The 16,856-nt window shown below is 63.5% G+C and carries 17 protein-coding genes; all 17 read right to left on the bottom strand.

Annotation, left to right across the window (positions count from 1 at the left end; translation table 11 throughout):
• Nucleotides 1-96: 96 nt before the first annotated feature.
• The gene (gene rsgA, locus I6E39_RS07250) at nucleotides 97-990 is read right to left on the bottom strand and encodes a ribosome small subunit-dependent GTPase A (RefSeq protein ID WP_235380937.1); all 894 of its coding nucleotides are present in this window, start codon (nucleotides 988-990) and stop codon (nucleotides 97-99) included.
• Entirely contained in the window at nucleotides 987-2,981 is a 1,995-nt protein-coding gene (gene pknB / locus I6E39_RS07245) for a Stk1 family PASTA domain-containing Ser/Thr kinase (RefSeq protein WP_235380936.1), read from the bottom strand. Before pknB ends, rsgA begins: the two co-directional genes overlap by 4 nt.
• A 38-nt stretch (nucleotides 2,982-3,019) precedes the next feature.
• Nucleotides 3,020-3,739: a Stp1/IreP family PP2C-type Ser/Thr phosphatase gene (locus tag I6E39_RS07240; RefSeq protein WP_235380935.1), complete on the bottom strand. Its 720-nt coding sequence runs from the start codon at nucleotides 3,737-3,739 to the stop codon at nucleotides 3,020-3,022.
• A gap of 52 nt (nucleotides 3,740-3,791) precedes the next feature.
• Complete coding sequence (gene rlmN, locus I6E39_RS07235) at nucleotides 3,792-4,826, bottom strand: dual-specificity RNA methyltransferase RlmN (protein ID WP_235380934.1); 1,035 nt, start codon at nucleotides 4,824-4,826, stop codon at nucleotides 3,792-3,794.
• Nucleotides 4,823-6,160 (bottom strand): 16S rRNA (cytosine(967)-C(5))-methyltransferase RsmB, encoded by a 1,338-nt coding sequence (gene rsmB / locus I6E39_RS07230; protein WP_235380933.1) that lies wholly within the window; start codon nucleotides 6,158-6,160, stop codon nucleotides 4,823-4,825. Before rsmB ends, rlmN begins: the two co-directional genes overlap by 4 nt.
• 418 nt (nucleotides 6,161-6,578) lie before the next feature.
• On the bottom strand, nucleotides 6,579-7,499 hold the full coding sequence (gene fmt / locus I6E39_RS07225; RefSeq protein WP_235380932.1) for a methionyl-tRNA formyltransferase: 921 nt from the start codon (nucleotides 7,497-7,499) through the stop codon (nucleotides 6,579-6,581).
• Nucleotides 7,496-7,993: a peptide deformylase gene (gene def, locus I6E39_RS07220; protein WP_235380931.1), complete on the bottom strand. Its 498-nt coding sequence runs from the start codon at nucleotides 7,991-7,993 to the stop codon at nucleotides 7,496-7,498. Before def ends, fmt begins: the two co-directional genes overlap by 4 nt.
• Nucleotides 7,994-8,019: 26 nt before the next feature.
• Nucleotides 8,020-10,473 carry a primosomal protein N' gene (gene priA, locus I6E39_RS07215; protein WP_235380930.1) on the bottom strand — a complete coding sequence of 818 codons (2,454 nt, stop codon included), beginning with the start codon at nucleotides 10,471-10,473 and terminating at the stop codon, nucleotides 8,020-8,022.
• Nucleotides 10,474-10,577: 104 nt separating this feature from the next.
• Nucleotides 10,578-10,769, bottom strand: coding sequence for a DNA-directed RNA polymerase subunit omega (gene rpoZ / locus I6E39_RS07210; protein ID WP_235380929.1), 192 nt, complete (start codon nucleotides 10,767-10,769; stop codon nucleotides 10,578-10,580).
• Between the two features lie 58 nt (nucleotides 10,770-10,827).
• Complete coding sequence (gene gmk, locus I6E39_RS07205; RefSeq protein ID WP_235380928.1) at nucleotides 10,828-11,439, bottom strand: guanylate kinase; 612 nt, start codon at nucleotides 11,437-11,439, stop codon at nucleotides 10,828-10,830.
• Nucleotides 11,430-11,699 (bottom strand): extracellular matrix/biofilm regulator RemA, encoded by a 270-nt coding sequence (remA, locus tag I6E39_RS07200; protein WP_235380927.1) that lies wholly within the window; start codon nucleotides 11,697-11,699, stop codon nucleotides 11,430-11,432. The genes gmk and remA overlap by 10 nt, the downstream gene beginning before the upstream one ends.
• 12 nt (nucleotides 11,700-11,711) lie before the next feature.
• A complete protein-coding gene (locus I6E39_RS07195; RefSeq protein ID WP_235380942.1) occupies nucleotides 11,712-12,578 on the bottom strand; it encodes a YicC/YloC family endoribonuclease in 867 nt (288 codons plus the stop codon).
• A gap of 54 nt (nucleotides 12,579-12,632) precedes the next feature.
• A complete protein-coding gene (locus tag I6E39_RS07190) occupies nucleotides 12,633-13,235 on the bottom strand; it encodes a J domain-containing protein (protein ID WP_235380926.1) in 603 nt (200 codons plus the stop codon).
• Nucleotides 13,232-14,098, bottom strand: a complete 867-nt coding sequence (locus tag I6E39_RS07185) for a DUF5685 family protein (RefSeq protein WP_235380925.1) — start codon at nucleotides 14,096-14,098, stop codon at nucleotides 13,232-13,234. Before I6E39_RS07185 ends, I6E39_RS07190 begins: the two co-directional genes overlap by 4 nt.
• Nucleotides 14,099-14,108: 10 nt before the next feature.
• On the bottom strand, nucleotides 14,109-14,531 hold the full coding sequence (locus I6E39_RS07180) for a SoxR reducing system RseC family protein (protein WP_235380924.1): 423 nt from the start codon (nucleotides 14,529-14,531) through the stop codon (nucleotides 14,109-14,111).
• A 39-nt stretch (nucleotides 14,532-14,570) separates the two neighbouring features.
• Nucleotides 14,571-15,803, bottom strand: coding sequence for a CdaR family protein (locus I6E39_RS07175; protein ID WP_235380923.1), 1,233 nt, complete (start codon nucleotides 15,801-15,803; stop codon nucleotides 14,571-14,573).
• Nucleotides 15,800-16,681 carry a diadenylate cyclase CdaA gene (cdaA, locus tag I6E39_RS07170; protein ID WP_235380922.1) on the bottom strand — a complete coding sequence of 294 codons (882 nt, stop codon included), beginning with the start codon at nucleotides 16,679-16,681 and terminating at the stop codon, nucleotides 15,800-15,802. The genes I6E39_RS07175 and cdaA overlap by 4 nt, the downstream gene beginning before the upstream one ends.
• Nucleotides 16,682-16,856: the final 175 nt, after the last annotated feature.

Here is a 16,856-nt window from a genome sequence, read left to right as displayed (position 1 = left end):
CTCTCCGCTTAAAACTTAATCTTTTCCTACCAGGGGATCTTTTTGTGCTGTCCGCACAATCTGGGGCTGTTCACGGTTCGGGAATTTGGGGTGCTTTTATTGACCTTTCCGCCGCTCCCAGTCGGGAATGGCCTTGGCCTGCTCATACAGGCGGACATAGCTCTGGTGCCGGGTGGGCTGGATTTTTCCCTGGGCCAGAGCCTCCAGCACGGCGCAGCCCTTCTCCTTCACATGGGCGCAGTCCTGAAAACGGCATTGATCCAGATAGGGTCCAAACTCCCGGAAGGCATGCTGCAGTTCCTCTGCCCGGGCCAGCTCCATCCGGTCCACATCGAAGGAGGAAAAACCGGGGGTGTCGGCCACCAGGGCCCCGCAGGACAGCCGAAGCAGCTCCACATGGCGGGTGGTGTGCCGGCCCCGGCCCAGCTTCTGGCTCACGTCTCCGGTAGCCAGGGAAAACCGGGGGTCCAGGGCATTCAAAATGCTGGATTTCCCTACGCCGGAGTTCCCCGTAAAGGCGGATACCTTTTCGGATATCAGTTCCCGCAGGCTGTCGATACCCTCCCCGGTCTCGGCGCTGACCCGCAGGGTGCGAAAGCCCGCCGCCCGGTAGATGGCGGCCAGAGACTCCCCGTCGGCCAGGTCGCACTTGTTGACGCAGATGATGCAGTCACAGCCGCGGCTCTCAGCGATGGCCGCCACCCGGTCAATGAGGAACGGGTCGGTGACAGGGATGGCCTCAGAGGCGATGATGACCAGCTGGTCGATGTTGGCCACCGCCGGCCGGAAAAACTGGTTCTTCCGGGGCAGGATCTCGTCCAGGCTGCCGCTGCCGTCCCCTTGGGGGGTGAAGCGCACCCGGTCGCCCACCAGAGGGGTGACCTTCTCATGGCGCAGCTTGCCCCGGCCCCGGCAGGCCGTCATGCTCTGGCCGTCGTCCACATAGTAGAAGCCGCTGAGGGCTTTCATGATGGTCCCTTCCCTGCTCATGGCGTAAACTCCACGGTGGGGCTGCTGGCCAGGACGCCGTCAAAATAGACGGACAGAGTCTTGGTCTCCCCCGCCGGAGCGGTGACCGTGACGGAGACGTACAGCTCCATGGCGGTGTCCACGTCCTTGGCGTAGACGACCTGGCCGTCCATCATGACCTGGACATTGACCGGGCCGCCCGAGTCGGGCAAGGCGATATCCACGATCTTGGTGACATTCTGGGGCTGCTGGCTGGAGGGATCGGGCCCCTTGCTGACCTGGAGGTTGACCTTGGTGCCCTCCTCCACCTCGGTGGTGGGAACGGGATACTGGCCCACCACCTTGCCGGCCTCCACCGTGTCGTCATAGACCTCGTCCACAGCGCCCTGCTCCAGGTTCAGAGTCCGAATGTCGCTCAAGGCCTTCTCCAAGGTCTGATTCAACAGACTGGGCATGGGGAAGGTCTTCTTCTCCGGACCCAGGCTGATGACCAGCTGCACCTCGGTGCCCGGGGCCACGGGGGTGTCCGCCAGGGGGGTGAAGGAGATGACGTGGTTGGCGGCGATCTCCTCATGGTTCTCATAGGATGTGGAATATTTCAGCTTCAGCTTGTCCAGGGTGATGAAGGCGTCGCGGTATTCCTTGTTGTACAGGTCAGGCATATGGACCACATTGGGTCCGCCGCTGACGGTGACGGTGATCTTGGTGACGGAGCCGCCCACATTGCTGCCTCCGGCCGGGTCCTGCTTCAGGATGGTGCCCGCCTCAGCGTCGTCCTCCACCGTCTCTCCCAACACCAAGGTAAACCGGCCCAGCAGGTCTGTATCCTGTTGGACCTGCTCATAGCTCTTGCCCAACAGGTCCGGCACGGGATAGGTCTCCATCGGAGCGAAGATACCGGAGAAGAAGGTGTGGAACAGGAAATAGAACACCCCGACCACAAAGAGCAGCACCGCCGCCACACAGGCCACGATGACCCAGGGAGAACCGCCCCGTCGCTCCTCCTCTTCCTCCGGCTCATAGCGCTGGACATGTCTGCCGGCGCTGGGACGGGCGCCCCGGGACCGGTCCGGGGTCTCGCCGGCAGCGTGGATATGCGCCGCCGGGCGGATGCGGGTCTTATCCTCATCGGGCTCCTCCTCGGGCAGGAACTCGTTGAGGTCATAGTCAAAGTTGATGTTGGGGTTCTTGCGGAACTCCTCCAGATCAGCCAGCATCTCGTCGGCGGAGGAGTACCGGTTGTCCGGGTTGGGGGCCATGGCCCGCATGGTGATCTCCTCCAGCGCCTCGGGAATGGATGGGTCGATTTCCCGGGGAGACAGGGGAATGGAGTTGATGTGCTGGATGGCCACGGACACAGGGGTGTCCCCCTCAAAGGGCAGGCGGCCGGTGATCATCTCATAGAGGACCACACCGGCGGAGTACAGGTCGGACCGGGCGTCGATATGGCTGCCCCGGGCCTGCTCCGGGGAAATATAGTGGACGGAGCCCAGGGCCTCCTGGGTCAGGGTACTGTGGCCGCCGGAGGCCACCCGGGCAATGCCGAAGTCGGCCACCTTCACGCTGCCGTCCCGGAGGACCATCACATTGTGGGGTTTGATGTCCCGGTGGATAATGCCCCGGCTGTGGGCGTGGCCCAGGGCCTTGACGATCTGGGTGATAAAATGGAGGGCCTCCCGCCAGTTGAGCTTGTTCCCCTTCTTCTGCATGTACTGCTTCAGGGTGATGCCGTCAATCAGCTCCATGACGATATACTCCAGCTCCGAGGACCGGCTCACGTCGTACACCGCCACGATATTGGGGTGGGACAGCATGGCAACGGCCTGGGACTCGTCGTGGAAGCGGCGGCGGAACTCGGCGTCCTGGGCCAGGTCCTCCCGCAGGATCTTGACGGCCACCAGCCGGTTCAGCCGGTGGCAGCGGGCCTTATAGACCCGGGCCATGCCGCCGGTGCCGATGACCTCCAAAATCTCATATCGGTTGTCGAGTAATTTACCGATGTATTGATCCATGGTAAATATCCTCCTTCTTTCTCAGGGTCGTTCCGCCCTCAGCGGCGGATGAGCACCGCCGTCACGTTGTCGGGCGCGCCCCGGTGCAGGGCAATGTCCAACAGCCGCTGGCAGCAGCTCTCGTCCTCGCCGCCGTGGATGACCTCATAGAGCATCTCCTGTTCGGTGACCACGTTGCTCAGTCCGTCACTGCACAGCAGCAGATAGTCCCCGGGGGCCATGGACTGGCGGAAGCAGTCGGCCAACAGCACCGGCTCCGCCCCAAGGGCCCGGGTGATGAGGTTCTTGTGCGGGTGGGTGCGGGCCTGTTCCCGGGTCAGCTCTCCCCGCTCCACCATGTCCTCCACCAGGGAGTGGTCCCGGGTGACCAGGACGATCCCCTCCTGATTGACATGATAGGCGCGGCTGTCCCCCTCGTTAAGGATGACCGCCTCCCCCGGTCCGGCCAGAGCCGCCACCAGCGTGGTCCCCATGCCGGCGCAGTCGGGATCGGTGGCCGCCCGCTGGAATACCTCCTGGTTGGCCATGGCCGCCGAGACCTGCATCCGCTCCTGGTCGTTGGACTCGCCGTCCTGCTCCAGGAACCGGCGCATGAACAGGTCCACTGCCATGGTGCTGGCTACGTTGCCCGCCCGGGCACCCCCCATGCCGTCGCAGACCAGGGCGATGATCCGCCCATCCTCCAGACGCTGGGAAGCGAAGGAATCCTGATTTTGCTGTCGGACCGCACCGCGATGGGTGACACCCCATATCTCCATGAAACATCTTCCTCTTTTCTGCCGGAATACCGGCGAGACTGGAATTTGAGATTCAGCGCTCCTCCTGCCGGCTCTGCATGGCCTTTCGGCGCAGCTGGCCGCAGGAGGCGTCGATGTCGCCCCCCAGCTTCCGCCGGACGGTAACAGTGACCCCATGGCCCTCCAGCCGCTTCTGGAAGGCCGCCACCCGGCGGCTGGGCTTCAACGGGCTCTCCTCCACATCGTTCAGGGGGATCAAATTCACATGACCGGGAGTCCCCTTCAGCAGGCCGGCCAGCAGGTCCGCCTGCCAATCCGAGTCATTGACCCCGTCGATCATGGCGTACTCATAAGAGATCCGCCGGCCGGTGGTCTGGAAATACCGGCGGCAGGTATCCATCAGCTTCTCCACTCCCACCGCGCGGTTCACCGGCATGATCTTGGACCGAGTCTCGTCATCGGGGGCATGGAGGGAGACGGACAACGTTAATTGTAACCCACGCTGGGCCAGTTTGTCAATTTGGTCCACCAGACCGCAGGTGGACAGGGAAATATGACGCATCCCGATGTTCAAGCCGTCGGGGTGGTTCACCAGCGTGAGAAACTTCATCACCGTGTCGAAGTTGTCCAGCGGCTCCCCGATGCCCATAAGGACAATGTTGGAGACGGTCTCTCCGCTGTCCGCCTGGGTAAAGAGAACCTGGTCGATCATCTCGGCCGGGGTCAGGTTCCGGACCTTTCCCGCCAGGGTAGAGGCACAGAAAGCGCAGCCCATGCGGCAGCCCACCTGGCTGGAGATGCACACCGTGTTCCCGTGCTTATAGCGCATGAGCACCGTCTCGATGCAGTTGCCGTCGGCCAGCTGCCACAGGTACTTGATGGTCCCGTCCAGCCGGGACACCTGCTTCCGGGCCACCTGGGGGGCGGTGATGAAGCAGTTCTCGCTCAGCTTTTGGCGCAGGGCCTTGGACAGGTCGCTCATCTCCTCGAAGGAGGTAACGCCGCGGTACAGCCAGCGGAAGACCTGTTTGGCACGGAAGGCGGGCTCGCCCTGGTCCTTGAACCAGGCGGTCAACTCCTCCAGAGTCATGGATTTGATATCGGTCAAAGGGTTCCCTCCCCTTTTCTCATTTTGCAGATAAAGAAGCCGTCCGTCCCGTGGCGGTGGGGCCACAGGGTCACCATTCCAGAGGGCACAGCGCCTATGTCCCCAGGAAGTGTAAAGGCTTCTGGCTTGTAATCATTATGTTCCCGTAGGAAGTCCTGGACCACCGCCTCGTTCTCCCGGCGCAGGAGGGTGCAGGTGGAGTAGAGCAGCGCTCCGCCGGGCCGGACGTACCGGGCGGCGTTGGCCAGGATGGCCGACTGGATGGCGGGCAGCTCTGCCAGGGGTTCCGGGTCCTTATAGCGGATGTCCGGCTTCTTCCGGATGACCCCCAGACCGGAGCAGGGAGCGTCCACCAGCACCAGGTCGAAGGAATTCTCCCACTCCGGGCGGAACACCTTTCCGTCGGCGGTCATGGGAGTAATGATATCCAGACCCAGCCGGTCGGCCCCGGCCCGGATGAGTTTTTTCTTATGGGGGTGGAGGTCACAGGAGATTACCTCTCCCCTGTTTTCCATGGCGATGGCGGCGGCAAAGGATTTGCCCCCGGGGGCGGCGCAGCAGTCCAGCACCCGCATCCCCGGTTTGGGGTCCGCCGCCCGGATAGCCAGGCGGGAGGCCGGGTCCTGGACGTAGAACAGGCCCTCCTGGAAGGCGGCCAGCCGCTCCAGGTCTCCGGTGCGGCCCAGATAGAGACAGTCCTCCAACCAGGGGTGGGGCGTGACTTCCACCTTTTCCTCCGCCAGCCGGGCCGTCAGCTCCGCCCCGGTGGTCCGGGTGGTGTTCACCATAACGGCGGTGGGGGGCTGGCTGTTGTCCGCGGCCAGCAGGGAGGCCGTCTCCCCCGTCCCGATCGCAAGGGAAAATTCCTTTACAAGCCACTCCGGATGGGAGTACAGGGTGGACAGGTAGGAGATGGGGTCCTTCTGAGGGATTACGGGCAGGTCCTTCAGACTCCGCTCCAAACTGCGGAGGATGCCGTTGACCATCCCCGCCGCCCGCGGATTCTTGCAGTTGGCCTTTGTCATGGCCACAGCGCTGTTTACCGCGGCGCTGTGAGGAATTTTATCCAGAAACAGCATCTGGTAAGCCCCCAGGCGCAGGACCTGGATCACCTTTCCCTCCATGCGCTTCAAGGGGATATTGGAGAATTTGGACAGGTAGAAGTCCAGCAGCAGCTGGTTTTGGAGCACGCCGAAGCACAGCTGGGTGGCCAGGGCCGCGTCCCGGCTGTCCAGTCCCGCGGCGGCCAGCTGCTTTTTCAGCACCCCGTCGGACCATCCTCCCTGCCGCTGGCAGGCGTTCAGCGTCAGCATCGCCACTTCCCGCGCGTCCATACCTTCTGCCTCCTTGTGATTGTTGTGGATTCTTTTTCTTAAAAAGAAAAAGAATCAAAAAGAATTGGGCGCAAAACTTCGTTTTGCTCCACCGTTGGATCGACCTGCGGACACAACGAACCGTGTCCTGTGGAGAAGGCCGTCCTTTGGGCACATCGTGATGCGCCCCTGCGCCCCACTTCCAAATCTATACACACGCAGGGCACGACGCCCTTACCGGGCCGCTAACCGGGGAATCAAAAAGTACTGCCCTATGCGGCGGGGGCAAGCCCCCGCCCTACCTGCTGAAAAGCCCGACTTGCACTGGGAACCCCAACACAACAAGTCGTGTTCCTATGCCCTGCAGAAAGAATCCTCCCTCCATCCACGACCAGAGGCGAAACGCAGCTTCGCACAAAGTTCTTTGCCCCGCGTTCGTTCAAGAAAGCGGGTGGCCACGGAGGTAGTCGGCGGCGGCCATGCGGCGGCTGCCAGGGGCCTGGAGCTCCAGAACCCGAAGGACCTGTCCGTCTCCGCAGGCGATGTCGATGCCCTCCTTGCCGGCGGCCACGATGGTCCCGGGCTGGGCGGAGACGGTCTTGTCCAACACGGCGGAGCGGTAGATCTTCACCGTGTCCCCGGAGATCACGTCGGTGGAGGTGGCGGGCCAGGGGTTCAGTCCCCGGACCTTGTTATGGATGGCCCGGGCGCTCTGGGTCCAGTCGATGGGAGACAAGGCCCGGGACAGCATGGGAGCGTAAGTGACCTGGACCGGGTCCTGGGGAACGCGCTTGACGGTCCCGTCTCCGATCTGGGCCACGGTCTTTACCAGCAGCTCTCCGCCCAGGGCGGCCAGACGGTCATGGACGGTCTCCACCGTCTCGTCGGGGTCGATGGGGGTGCTGACCTGAGCCAAGATGTCGCCGCCGTCCAGTTCAGCCACCACATCCATGATGGTCACGCCCGTCTCCTTGTCCCCGTTGACCACCGCCCAGTGGATGGGGGCGGAGCCCCGGTACTTGGGCAGCAGGGACGAGTGGACGTTGATGCAGCCCTTGGGGGGCAGAGCCAAAATTTCGTCGGGAAGAAGGCGGCCGTAGGCCGCCACCACGATCAGCTCGGGCGCCAGTTCCTTCAGCTGAGCCAGGGCCTCCCCGTCCCGCAGGCCGGCGGGCTGGAACACGGGAATGTCATGGGCCAGGGCGCACTCCTTCACCGGAGTGGGCTTCAGCTTGTTCTGGTGCCGGCCCACGGGCTTGTCCGGCTGGCTGAACACCCCGCAGACCTCATGCCCGGCGGCGATCAGCGCCTCCAGAGAGGGGACGGCAAAGTCGGGCGTCCCCATGAAGACGATCCTCATTGGCCGTCCTCCTGCTCCTCCAGCATCTGGTCCAACTCGTCGCTGGTGTAGAGCTTTTCGCACAGCTCGGTGTACAGGTGGCCGTCCAGATGGGCCAGCTCATGGCAGAAGCAGCGGGCGGTGAGGCCGGTGCCTTCCGTCTCAAACCAGTTCCCGTTCCGGTCCTGGGCCTTCACCCGCACCCAGTCGGGACGCTTCACATAGCCCCACATGCCGGGGACGGAGAGGCAGCCCTCCAGGCCCTCCTGCTCTCCACTCTGGGCCAGGATCTCGGGGTTGACCAGCTCCAGCATTTCCCCCGCGTCGTTGACCACCAGCACGACCCGGCGGAGAATGCCCACCTGGGGGGCAGCCAGACCCACGCCGTTGGCCTGGGTCAGAGTTTCCCGCATGTCGTCCAGCAGGTCGGACAGCTTGCCGTCAAACTTGGTGACCGGGTGACACACCTTACTCAGCACCGGGTCGTCCCCGGTAATAATCGTACGAATCGCCATAATCATTCTCCTTCATGTGGTAAAATTCAGCTTTGATAGGGGTCCAGGTCCGCGTAGACGGACACGCCCCGATTTTCCTTATCCTGATGGGCCGCCCGGAGCAGATGGGCGATCACGGCCCGGGCCTCCCGGTCGTTTTTCCCGCTGAGGGTCAGCCGGTAGCGGTAGCGGTTGTTCACCCGGGCCACCGCCGCCGGGGCGGGACCCAGGATGCTCCAGTCCCCCCGCCGGCCCAAACCGGCGTCCAGGGCCTGCCGCAGGCGGACGCAGCACCGGAGCACCGCCCCCTCCTCCGGGCCCGAGGCGGTGACCACCACCACGTCGGCAAAGGGCGGATAGCCCCGCAGCCGCCGGAGCTGGATCTCCGTCTCGTAAAACCGGCCGTAATCCTGGCGGGCGGCAAACCGGATGACGTCGTTATCCGGGGTGTAGGTCTGGATGACCGCCCTCCCCTGCTTCTCTCCCCGGCCCGCCCGTCCCACCACCTGGGTGAGCAGGGAGAACGTCCGCTCTCCGGCCCGGAAGTCGTCCACATACAAAGACAGGTCGGGGGCGATGACCCCCACCAGCGTCACATTTTCAAAGTCCAGCCCCTTGGCCACCATCTGGGTCCCCACCAGAATGGGCACCCGGTCCTTCCGGAAGTGGTCCAGCAGCTGCTCATGGGGATGGGCGGCGGAGACGGTGTCCGTGTCCATCCGCAGCACCTCCACCCCGGGAAAGAGCGCCTCCAGCTCCTCCTGGACCCGCTGGGTGCCCACGCCGATGAAGTTCAGCAGCCCTCCGCAGACGGGACAGGCGCGGGGCAGGGGCTGGGAGTGGCCGCAGTGGTGGCACATGAGCCGCCCGTTGGCCGAGTGATAGGTCAGCTTGACGGAGCACCGGGGGCACTCGGGCACAGAGCCGCACTCCCCGCAGGACACCATGCGGCTGGCTCCCCGGCGGTTGAGGAACAGGATGGACTGCTCCCCCCGGTCCAGGTTGGCCTCCAGTTCCTCCCGAAGGCAGGAACTGATGGAGGTGTCGTTCCCCCGGCGCAGTTCCTCCTTCATGTCGGCGATCAAGACCTGGGGCAACGCCTTCTGGTTGTACCGGTGCTTCAGCTGGAACAGGTGGAACGTCCCCTGCCCGGCCTGGTACATGGTCTCCACCGAGGGGGTGGCCGACCCCAACACCAGCAGGGCGTTGTGCTGCACGCAGCGGTACTTGGCCACGTCCCGGGCGTGGTAGCGGGGGACGTTCTCCGACTTGTAGCTGCTCTCCTGCTCCTCGTCCAGAATGATGAGTCCCAGATCGTCCAGGGGGGCAAAAACCGCCGACCGGGTGCCGATGACCACCGGGGCGGCGCCGCTCCGGGCCCGCTTCCACTCGTCGTACCGCTCCCCCGCCCGGAGGGAGCTGTGGAGGACGGCGATCCGGTCTCCAAAGTGGGAAGTAAATATCCTTAACAGCTGCGGCGTCAGAACGATCTCCGGTACCAGCACCAGGGTCTTTCGCCCCTGAGCCAGCACCTCCTGGATCAGACGGATGTAGACCTGGGTCTTGCCGCTTCCGGTGACGCCGTAGAGCAGGGCGGCGGCGGGCTTCCCGGTCCGGGTCAGGGCCGCAAGCCCCTCAAAGGCCTCCTGCTGCTCCCGGTTCAGCACCGGCGGAGGGGCGGTCTCCACTGTCTCTTCGGAAAGGCGGCGAAAAACCTCCTGCTTTTCCAGCGTCAGAATCCCGCTTTTCTCCAGCGACTTGACAGTAGGCATGGATGCCCCGGTAAAGTAGCACAGCTCCTTGACGGAGGCGGCCCCCAGGGTACACAGCAGCTCGGTCACGGCGTAGCGCAGGGGGGCGGACTTCCGCCGGGGCGTCACCATTGCCATGGCATCCTCCGCAGGGATGGCCAGCACAGCCACCTTCTCCGTCTTGTCCCCCACCCCCCGCTGGGTGCTGGTCTCCAGCGTCAGAACGCCCCGGTCCGTCAGCTTGCGGATCATGGGGTTGGGGTCCCGGGTGCCGAAGGCCAGACGGATCTGCTCCATATCCCCCCGGCCGCCCCAGCTGTACAGCAGGTCCAGAAGCCCGCTCCCGCCGGAGACCCCGTCGGCGGCGGCGTAGTTTCCCTCCCGATCCTGGGGGCGGACCAGACAGACGCAGTCCCGCAGGGAGAAATACAGCCCGGCAGGCAGCATGGCCTTCACGCAGTCGTAGAGGGTGCAGAAATAGCGCTCCCGCATCCAAAGGGCCAGCTGGATGGCTCTGTGGTCCAGCACCGGGGTCTGGTCCAGCTGGGCCCGGATCTCCTTCAGCGCCGTGCCGGCGCTGGGTTCCTCCCGAACGGAGAGGACGATGCCGTCGGAGCCCCGGTTGCCCGAGCCGAAGGGGACCAGCACCCGCATCCCGGGCTGGAGGCTGTCCTCCAGCTCCCGGGGGATCTGGTAATCATATGGTTTGTCAATGGCGTAGATTGCCTTGGATACCGCGACTTTCGCCACCTTCCGCCCCAATTTTCCAATCACCCCTCATGTTCCGAAAACCAAAACAAGCGCAGGGACTTCCCTTTGCTCCCGGGTGCTCCCTTCGCTTGCCTTGTACTTTATTACGCCTCTTCGTCCAGCTTGCCTTCGGCCACCTCGCGGATGGCGATGCTGACGGGCTTGTCATCCAGGGGCTCGCCGGCGGCCTCGGCCTCAGTGGCGATCTGGCGGGCCCGGCAGGCCACCACGTTTACCAGCTCATAGCGGCTGGGCACCTTCTTCAGCAGATCTTTCATGGCGGGATAGAGCATCATAACGCAAAACTCCTTTTTTGATACGAAATATGGGATAGATCTATGGAACGTCCCCGGTTCAGGTGAACTGGGACAGAATATGCCGCCGGTTCTCCACCCTGCACTCCGCGGCGGTGAGGATGGCCTCGATCTCCTGGACGGCGTTGGACACCTTGTCGTTGATGACCAGATAGTCGTAGTTGGGGATCTGTCGGAACTCCACCCTGGCCTTCTCCAGACGGCCTGTGATCACGTCCTCGCTGTCTGTATTCCGGCCGTGGAGGCGGCGGGACAGTTCCTCGAAAGAGGGCGGGATGATAAAGATGAACAGGGCCTCGGGACACCGGGCCTTCACCTTGGCCGCCCCCTGAACCTCGATGTCCAGCAGCACGTCGCAGCCCGCGTCCAGACGGTCCTGGATGGCCTTCAGGGAGGTGCCGTAATAGTTTTCCACATACTCTGCGTACTCCAGTAGCTCGTTGTCGGCGATCATCCGCTCAAATTCCTGCCGGTCCACAAAGTTGTAGTTGACTCCGTCCTGCTCCCCCACCCGGGGCTTCCGTGTGGTGTAGGAGACGGAGAAATACAGGTTGCGCCGCTGGCTCATGAGCTCGGCGATAACGGTGCTCTTCCCCACGCCGGAGGGCCCGGAGAGGACGATCAGCTGACCTTTTTCTTTTTTTACTGCCATTCTTCTTCCTCCTCTCCATCCGCCGGCTCCCCGGACAGACGGTTGGACACCGTCTCCGGCTGCAGGGCGGACAGCACCAGATGGTCGTTGTCCATGACCAGCACGGCGCGGGTGCGCCGCCCGTAAGTGGCGTCGATGAGGGTGCCCCGGTCCCGGGCCTCCTGGACCATACGCTTGATGGGGGCGGAATCCGGGCTGACCACGGCGATCAGCCGCTGGGGAGAGACCAGATTTCCAAACCCAATGTTAATGAGCTTCATGGGCGCGCCCCCTTACTCAATGTTCTGGACCTGTTCCCGGATCTTCTCGATCTCAGCCTTCACGTCCACCACATGGCGGGCGATCTCAATGTCGCTGCACTTGGAGCCGATGGTGTTGGCCTCCCGGTTGAATTCCTGGATCAGGAAATCCAGCTTCCGGCCGATGGCGCCCCCCTTGGCCAGCATCTCCCGGAGCTGGCCGATGTGGCTGCGGAGGCGGACGGTCTCCTCGTCCACGGCGATCTTGTCGGCAAAGATGGCCGCCTCGGTGAGGATGCGGGCGGGGTCCAGCTGGGTATTGGCCAGCACCTCGTTCATCTTGGCCTCCAGACGGGCCCGGTACTCGGACACGGTCTGGGGGGACCGCTCCTCCACCAGGGCCACCTTGGCCGCGATGGTTTCAGCCCGGGACAGGATGTCGTCCCTCAGCCGCTCTCCCTCCCGGGTCCGCATCTGGTCGAAGTCGGACAGGGCCCGGTCCAGAACGGAGCAGATGTCCTTGGCCATCTGCTCCACGTCCTCCTCTGCCTTCTCGGCCAGCAGCACCTCGGGGAACCGGGACAGCAGGGAGACGGAAATGTCGTCAGACAGGCGGTACTCCTCCGCCAGACTCTTCAGGGCGGCGTAATAGCCGTCGGCCACCGGCTTGTTCACCGAGACCTGGACCTTGTCCGCCCCGGCGTTGTCCAGGGTAACGAACACGTCCACCTTTCCCCGGGAAATGGTGTTCTGGACCCGGGCCTTGATGGCGTCCTCAGCAAAGAGGTACAATCTGGGGATACGGACGTTACAGTCCAGATAGCGGTTGTTGACGGAGCGCAGCTCCACGGTGATGGTACAGCCATTGACGGTCTCCTCCGCCCGACCGTAGCCTGTCATACTCTTGACCAATGCGGTCACTCTCCTTTGTCATCAATCATAGAACCTGTGGGCTTAGCAGCACATCCCGCCCCAGGGGGTCAGACAGCTGCAGCAAAGATAGGCCGAACAGGGGTCGCACTGGGCGGAACTGTCATAGCTGCCCGCGGGCCGGTAGCCGCCCCGCTGCTGCATCATGGCCAGGGCCTGACGGTACTCCATGTTGTTCGGCTCCATTCGGACGGCCATGGTGTAGTTCTGCATGGCCTCGTCCAGCCAGCCCTTCCGGTAGGCGATGCTGCCGGACAGGAAGTACCACTCCCCATCCTTCTGTCCCACCTCGTAAAGCAGCCGCTCCGCCGTTCCCAGGTCCCCGGCGTTGATAAGGTTCCGCACCCGGGCGTAGGTGGGGTTGGATGAGGCATAGCTTCGCTGCTGGCTGTAGCCGCCGTAGCTCCCGGAGGGCTGCTGGCTATAGCCGCCGCCCCCGGCCCGCTGCTTGGTGACGGTGTCGTAGGCCTCGTTGATCTCCTTCATCTTCTCCTCGGCCAGATCGGCCAGGGGATTGTTCTGGTAGTTGTCCGGATGGTACTTCCGGGCCAGCTCACGATAGGCCTTCTTCACTTCCTCGTCGCTGGCGCTCGGGCTTACGCCCAGGACGCTGTAAGGATCTTTCATTGGCGGTTACTCCATATCTTTTGTTTTTTGATCTGGGACCAGCTGCCGTCAAAGACAGCCCGCTGCACCAGCGGGAGACCCAGGTACAGGATATTCTCCAAAATAGGCGCCCGGCAGCCGAAATCCCCCAGTTGAAACGCCGCCCCCATCAGTCCCAGGGAGTGGTCCAGGGTCAGCTTCAGGGCTTCGTCGTCCCCCTCCGGTCCGTACCGGGCGGCCACCGGGTTGTACCGACCCGCCTCCCGGTCCTCCGCCAGGTCGTCCCTGGCGTCGATGAGGTAGATCCACCGGCCCAAGTGGTAGAGCAGCTGGGCCAGCACCCGGCTCCGGGATTCCTCCTCCGGGGCCGCAGACCGGAGCAGACGGGCAAAGGTGTCCGCCGTCCGGTCCAGAGAAGGGCACCGCTCTTCCTCCAGCGCCGCCAGCTCCTCCAGACTGCTCCGCACAGCCCGGTCAAACTCCGGCCTCAGGCCCGCCGCCTTCCGGTAGGCGGGGTAGAGCAGGACCGACAGGGAACGGGCAGGCATCCCCTCCAGCAACGACTCGTCCTGGACCGAGTCCTTCAGCTTCCACCAGGCCAGGATGATGCTCTCGTCCGCCGCCAGCTCCAGGGCGGGGCTGTCGGGGCACATAGGCTTTTTCACCAGGGGGTTGGCGTGGCACCGGCCGCGGCAGAGGGAGAAATCCGGCTCCGGCTGCCACAGCAGCAGGGCCAGAAAGGTAAAATCAAAGTTCAGAAACATGGGGGCAAGGGCTCCGTACCGCCGGCGCAGGCACCGGCACAGGCCGCAGTAGGTGGCCCGGTACAGGTCAAAGTCCCGGCACTTCAGCTCCTGCCGCAGGGGGCGTACATAACCGAACACAGAGCCGTCCTCAGCCCAGCAGCTTCAAAATGCGGAACTCCGGGGCCTTGCTCCGGGTGATGGCCCGGTTGACCAGGAAGGCGGGGATAAAGCCCACCGCCAGTCCCACCGCCGCCGTACCCATGGCCGCCAGCTCCCCCAGGCCCAGCAGGCTCTGCCCAAGGACATAGCCCAGGCCCAGACCGATACAGGGCAGCAGAAAGACGACCACGGAGGTGCTGATATTGTGGCCGTCCACCGGCTCCACCTCCACCACGCTGCCGGGAACGGCGCCCACGTCGTTGCTGGCCAGCGCCAGGATCTCCTCCTTGGGCTTCTGGCCGCAGCCGGCGCAGGCCCCGTCGCAGTGGAGCCCGCATTCCATCTGGCGCAGAAGGGAGACCTGGGCCACCCCTTCCCCCACCAGCTTCTTTACGATCGCGTTTTGAACCATAGTAAACGTTTTCCTCCATCCAGGCGCCGGGCAGCCGGACTACCTGCTGATATTGACCACGATGGAATATTCTCCGATGACGCCCACCTTGCTGCTGGCGTCCAGATAGACCTTCACGGGGATCGAGTAGGTGCCCACGGTGGAGATCTCCGACATATCAGCCACAATGCGCAGCTGGCTGGCGTCGATGGCGTCCAGATCCTCCTCCCGGCCCCGGACCACCACGGTCCGCACCTGGGTGGCGGAGGTCACCGTATACCCCTCCGGTGTGTTGGACAGGACGATGTTGTCCACATCAAAGCTGCGGGTGGACAGCCCGCTGACTGTCACTTCGACAGTGGCCTGGGTAATGCCGCTGACATTTTCCAGCCGGGGGTCCAGGTCGATGGGCCGGGTTATACTGTTGGTCCCCACCACCTTGGCCAGATCCACGCTGCCCAGAGACAGCTCGGTCAGATCCCGCAGATCCTCTTCCGCTCCGGAGACGGTGATGGTCTTGGGCTCGATCTTATACCGGATATCATCCTCTGTGGCGCCGCCGCCGGCCAGGAAATTCACCGTTAAGGGGATCTCCTTAACAACCACCACCGGCAGGACCACATAGACCGACTCGGTGTCCAGAGTGACCTCCAAATCCTCCAACACCTCACCGGAGGCGTCCAGCAGGGTCAGAGGCAGGTCGCCGGCAAACCGCTCGTTCAGATTTTCGTTCTCCAGGATAGCCGCCACCTTGGCCACGCGGCTCACCTGCTCCACCGCTCCGCTGACCACCACGGTCTCGGGATTGACGGCGGGGGTACCGGCCTGGTACCCCTTGGCTACCTTGCCCTTAAGCTGGAACTCCACCTCAAAGGTCTTGGTATACAGCTTCTCCACCGTGACAGCAATCGCATCCGGATTCCGCTCGGTGGTGATCAGTTTATCTTTGTTTACATTGGCGGGGTAGACCGGCACATAGGCCAGCCGGTTCTCCCCCTCGGCGCACTTGGACACGTCCACCGACACATAAATTTCCTTCCGGTACTTCAGCAGATCGTCCAGCGTGCTGGTGGGTCCCTCCACCCGGAGGTTCACCGTCTCGGCGGACAGTTCGGCCACCGTCAGGCCCTGGCGGGTCAGCACCGTGCTCCCCGTCACCTGGACGGGAACATTGTAAATCCAGCTGGAGTCCTGGGGATCCTGCACCGTTCTGACGTACAGCCAGAAGGTCAGGGCCAGCACTACGGAAATCAGCACATAGACCCATTTGCTCTCTTTCAGCCGTTCCATCATGTCCGGTCACCGTCCTTCCTGTTCCAGCCCAGGATCAGATTGACCAGCTGGTTCTGCCCCGGCTTCTTCTCCTCCTGGCTGTCGCTGAGCAGTTCGTTGCGAAGCAGCCGCTCCAGGGTCTCGGGGGCCAGATGCCGCTTGAGCATGCCGCCCACGGCGGCGGAGATGGAGCCCGTCTCCTCCGAGACGATGACCACCACGGCGTCAGAATGCTCGCTCATGCCGATGCCCGCCCGGTGGCGCATCCCCAGGTCCCGGCTCAGATTCACGTTGCCGGACAGGGGCAGCATACAGCCCGCGCCCACGATCCGGCCGTCCCGGACGATCACGGCGCCGTCGTGGAGGGGAGCCTTGTTCCAGAAAATGTTTTTCAAAAGCTCGCTGGACACGGCGCAGTCCAGGGCGGTCCCGGTCTTGATCACATCGTCCAGCAGGTTCTGCCGCTCAAAGACCATCAGAGCCCCCACCTTGTCCCGGGACATATCGGTGTAGGCGGCGGTGGTCTCGGTAATGGCGGCCTCCAGATCCCTGGGAGAGGCCTTGCTGGAGGTGAACACCAGACCCAGGCGGCTGCTGCCCACCCGCTCCAGGAAGCGGCGCAGCTCCGGCTGGAACAGGATCACCAGCACCAGGATCCCCCACTCCACCACCTTGTTCAGCAAAAAGCTGGTGGCGGTCAGCTTGGTAGCCGAGGAGAATCCCATGGCCAGCATGAGCATCAGGATACCACGCAGGACCCGGCCGGAGCTTGTTTTACGCAGCATCCACAGCAGCTTATAGATCACAAAGGAGAGGATGGCGATATCCAGGACGTCCCACAGGCGCAGTCGGACCATGGGCAGATTGTATTGCATAAACATCTGGACCGTTTCCATCATGGAGGCCACCTCTTTCATCGGAAGCTTCAGCCGGCGTCCGGTCCGGCAGTTCCGGGCCGGGACAGCCGCTTTGACCGCGCTGCGCGGCAGAAGGCCGCAGGGATCGCCCCTTTGGCGCTTTATCCATTAGATAATATTATACGATATTCCGACTGGATTGGCAACACGAAAGAGG

Origin of the sequence: Pseudoflavonifractor phocaeensis, from assembly GCF_021531375.1 — a bacterium.
Lineage (GTDB): Bacteria > Bacillota > Clostridia > Oscillospirales > Oscillospiraceae > Lawsonibacter > Lawsonibacter phocaeensis_B.
Note: the sequence above shows the minus strand (reverse complement) of the source record. Positions and strands in the feature narration are given on the sequence as shown.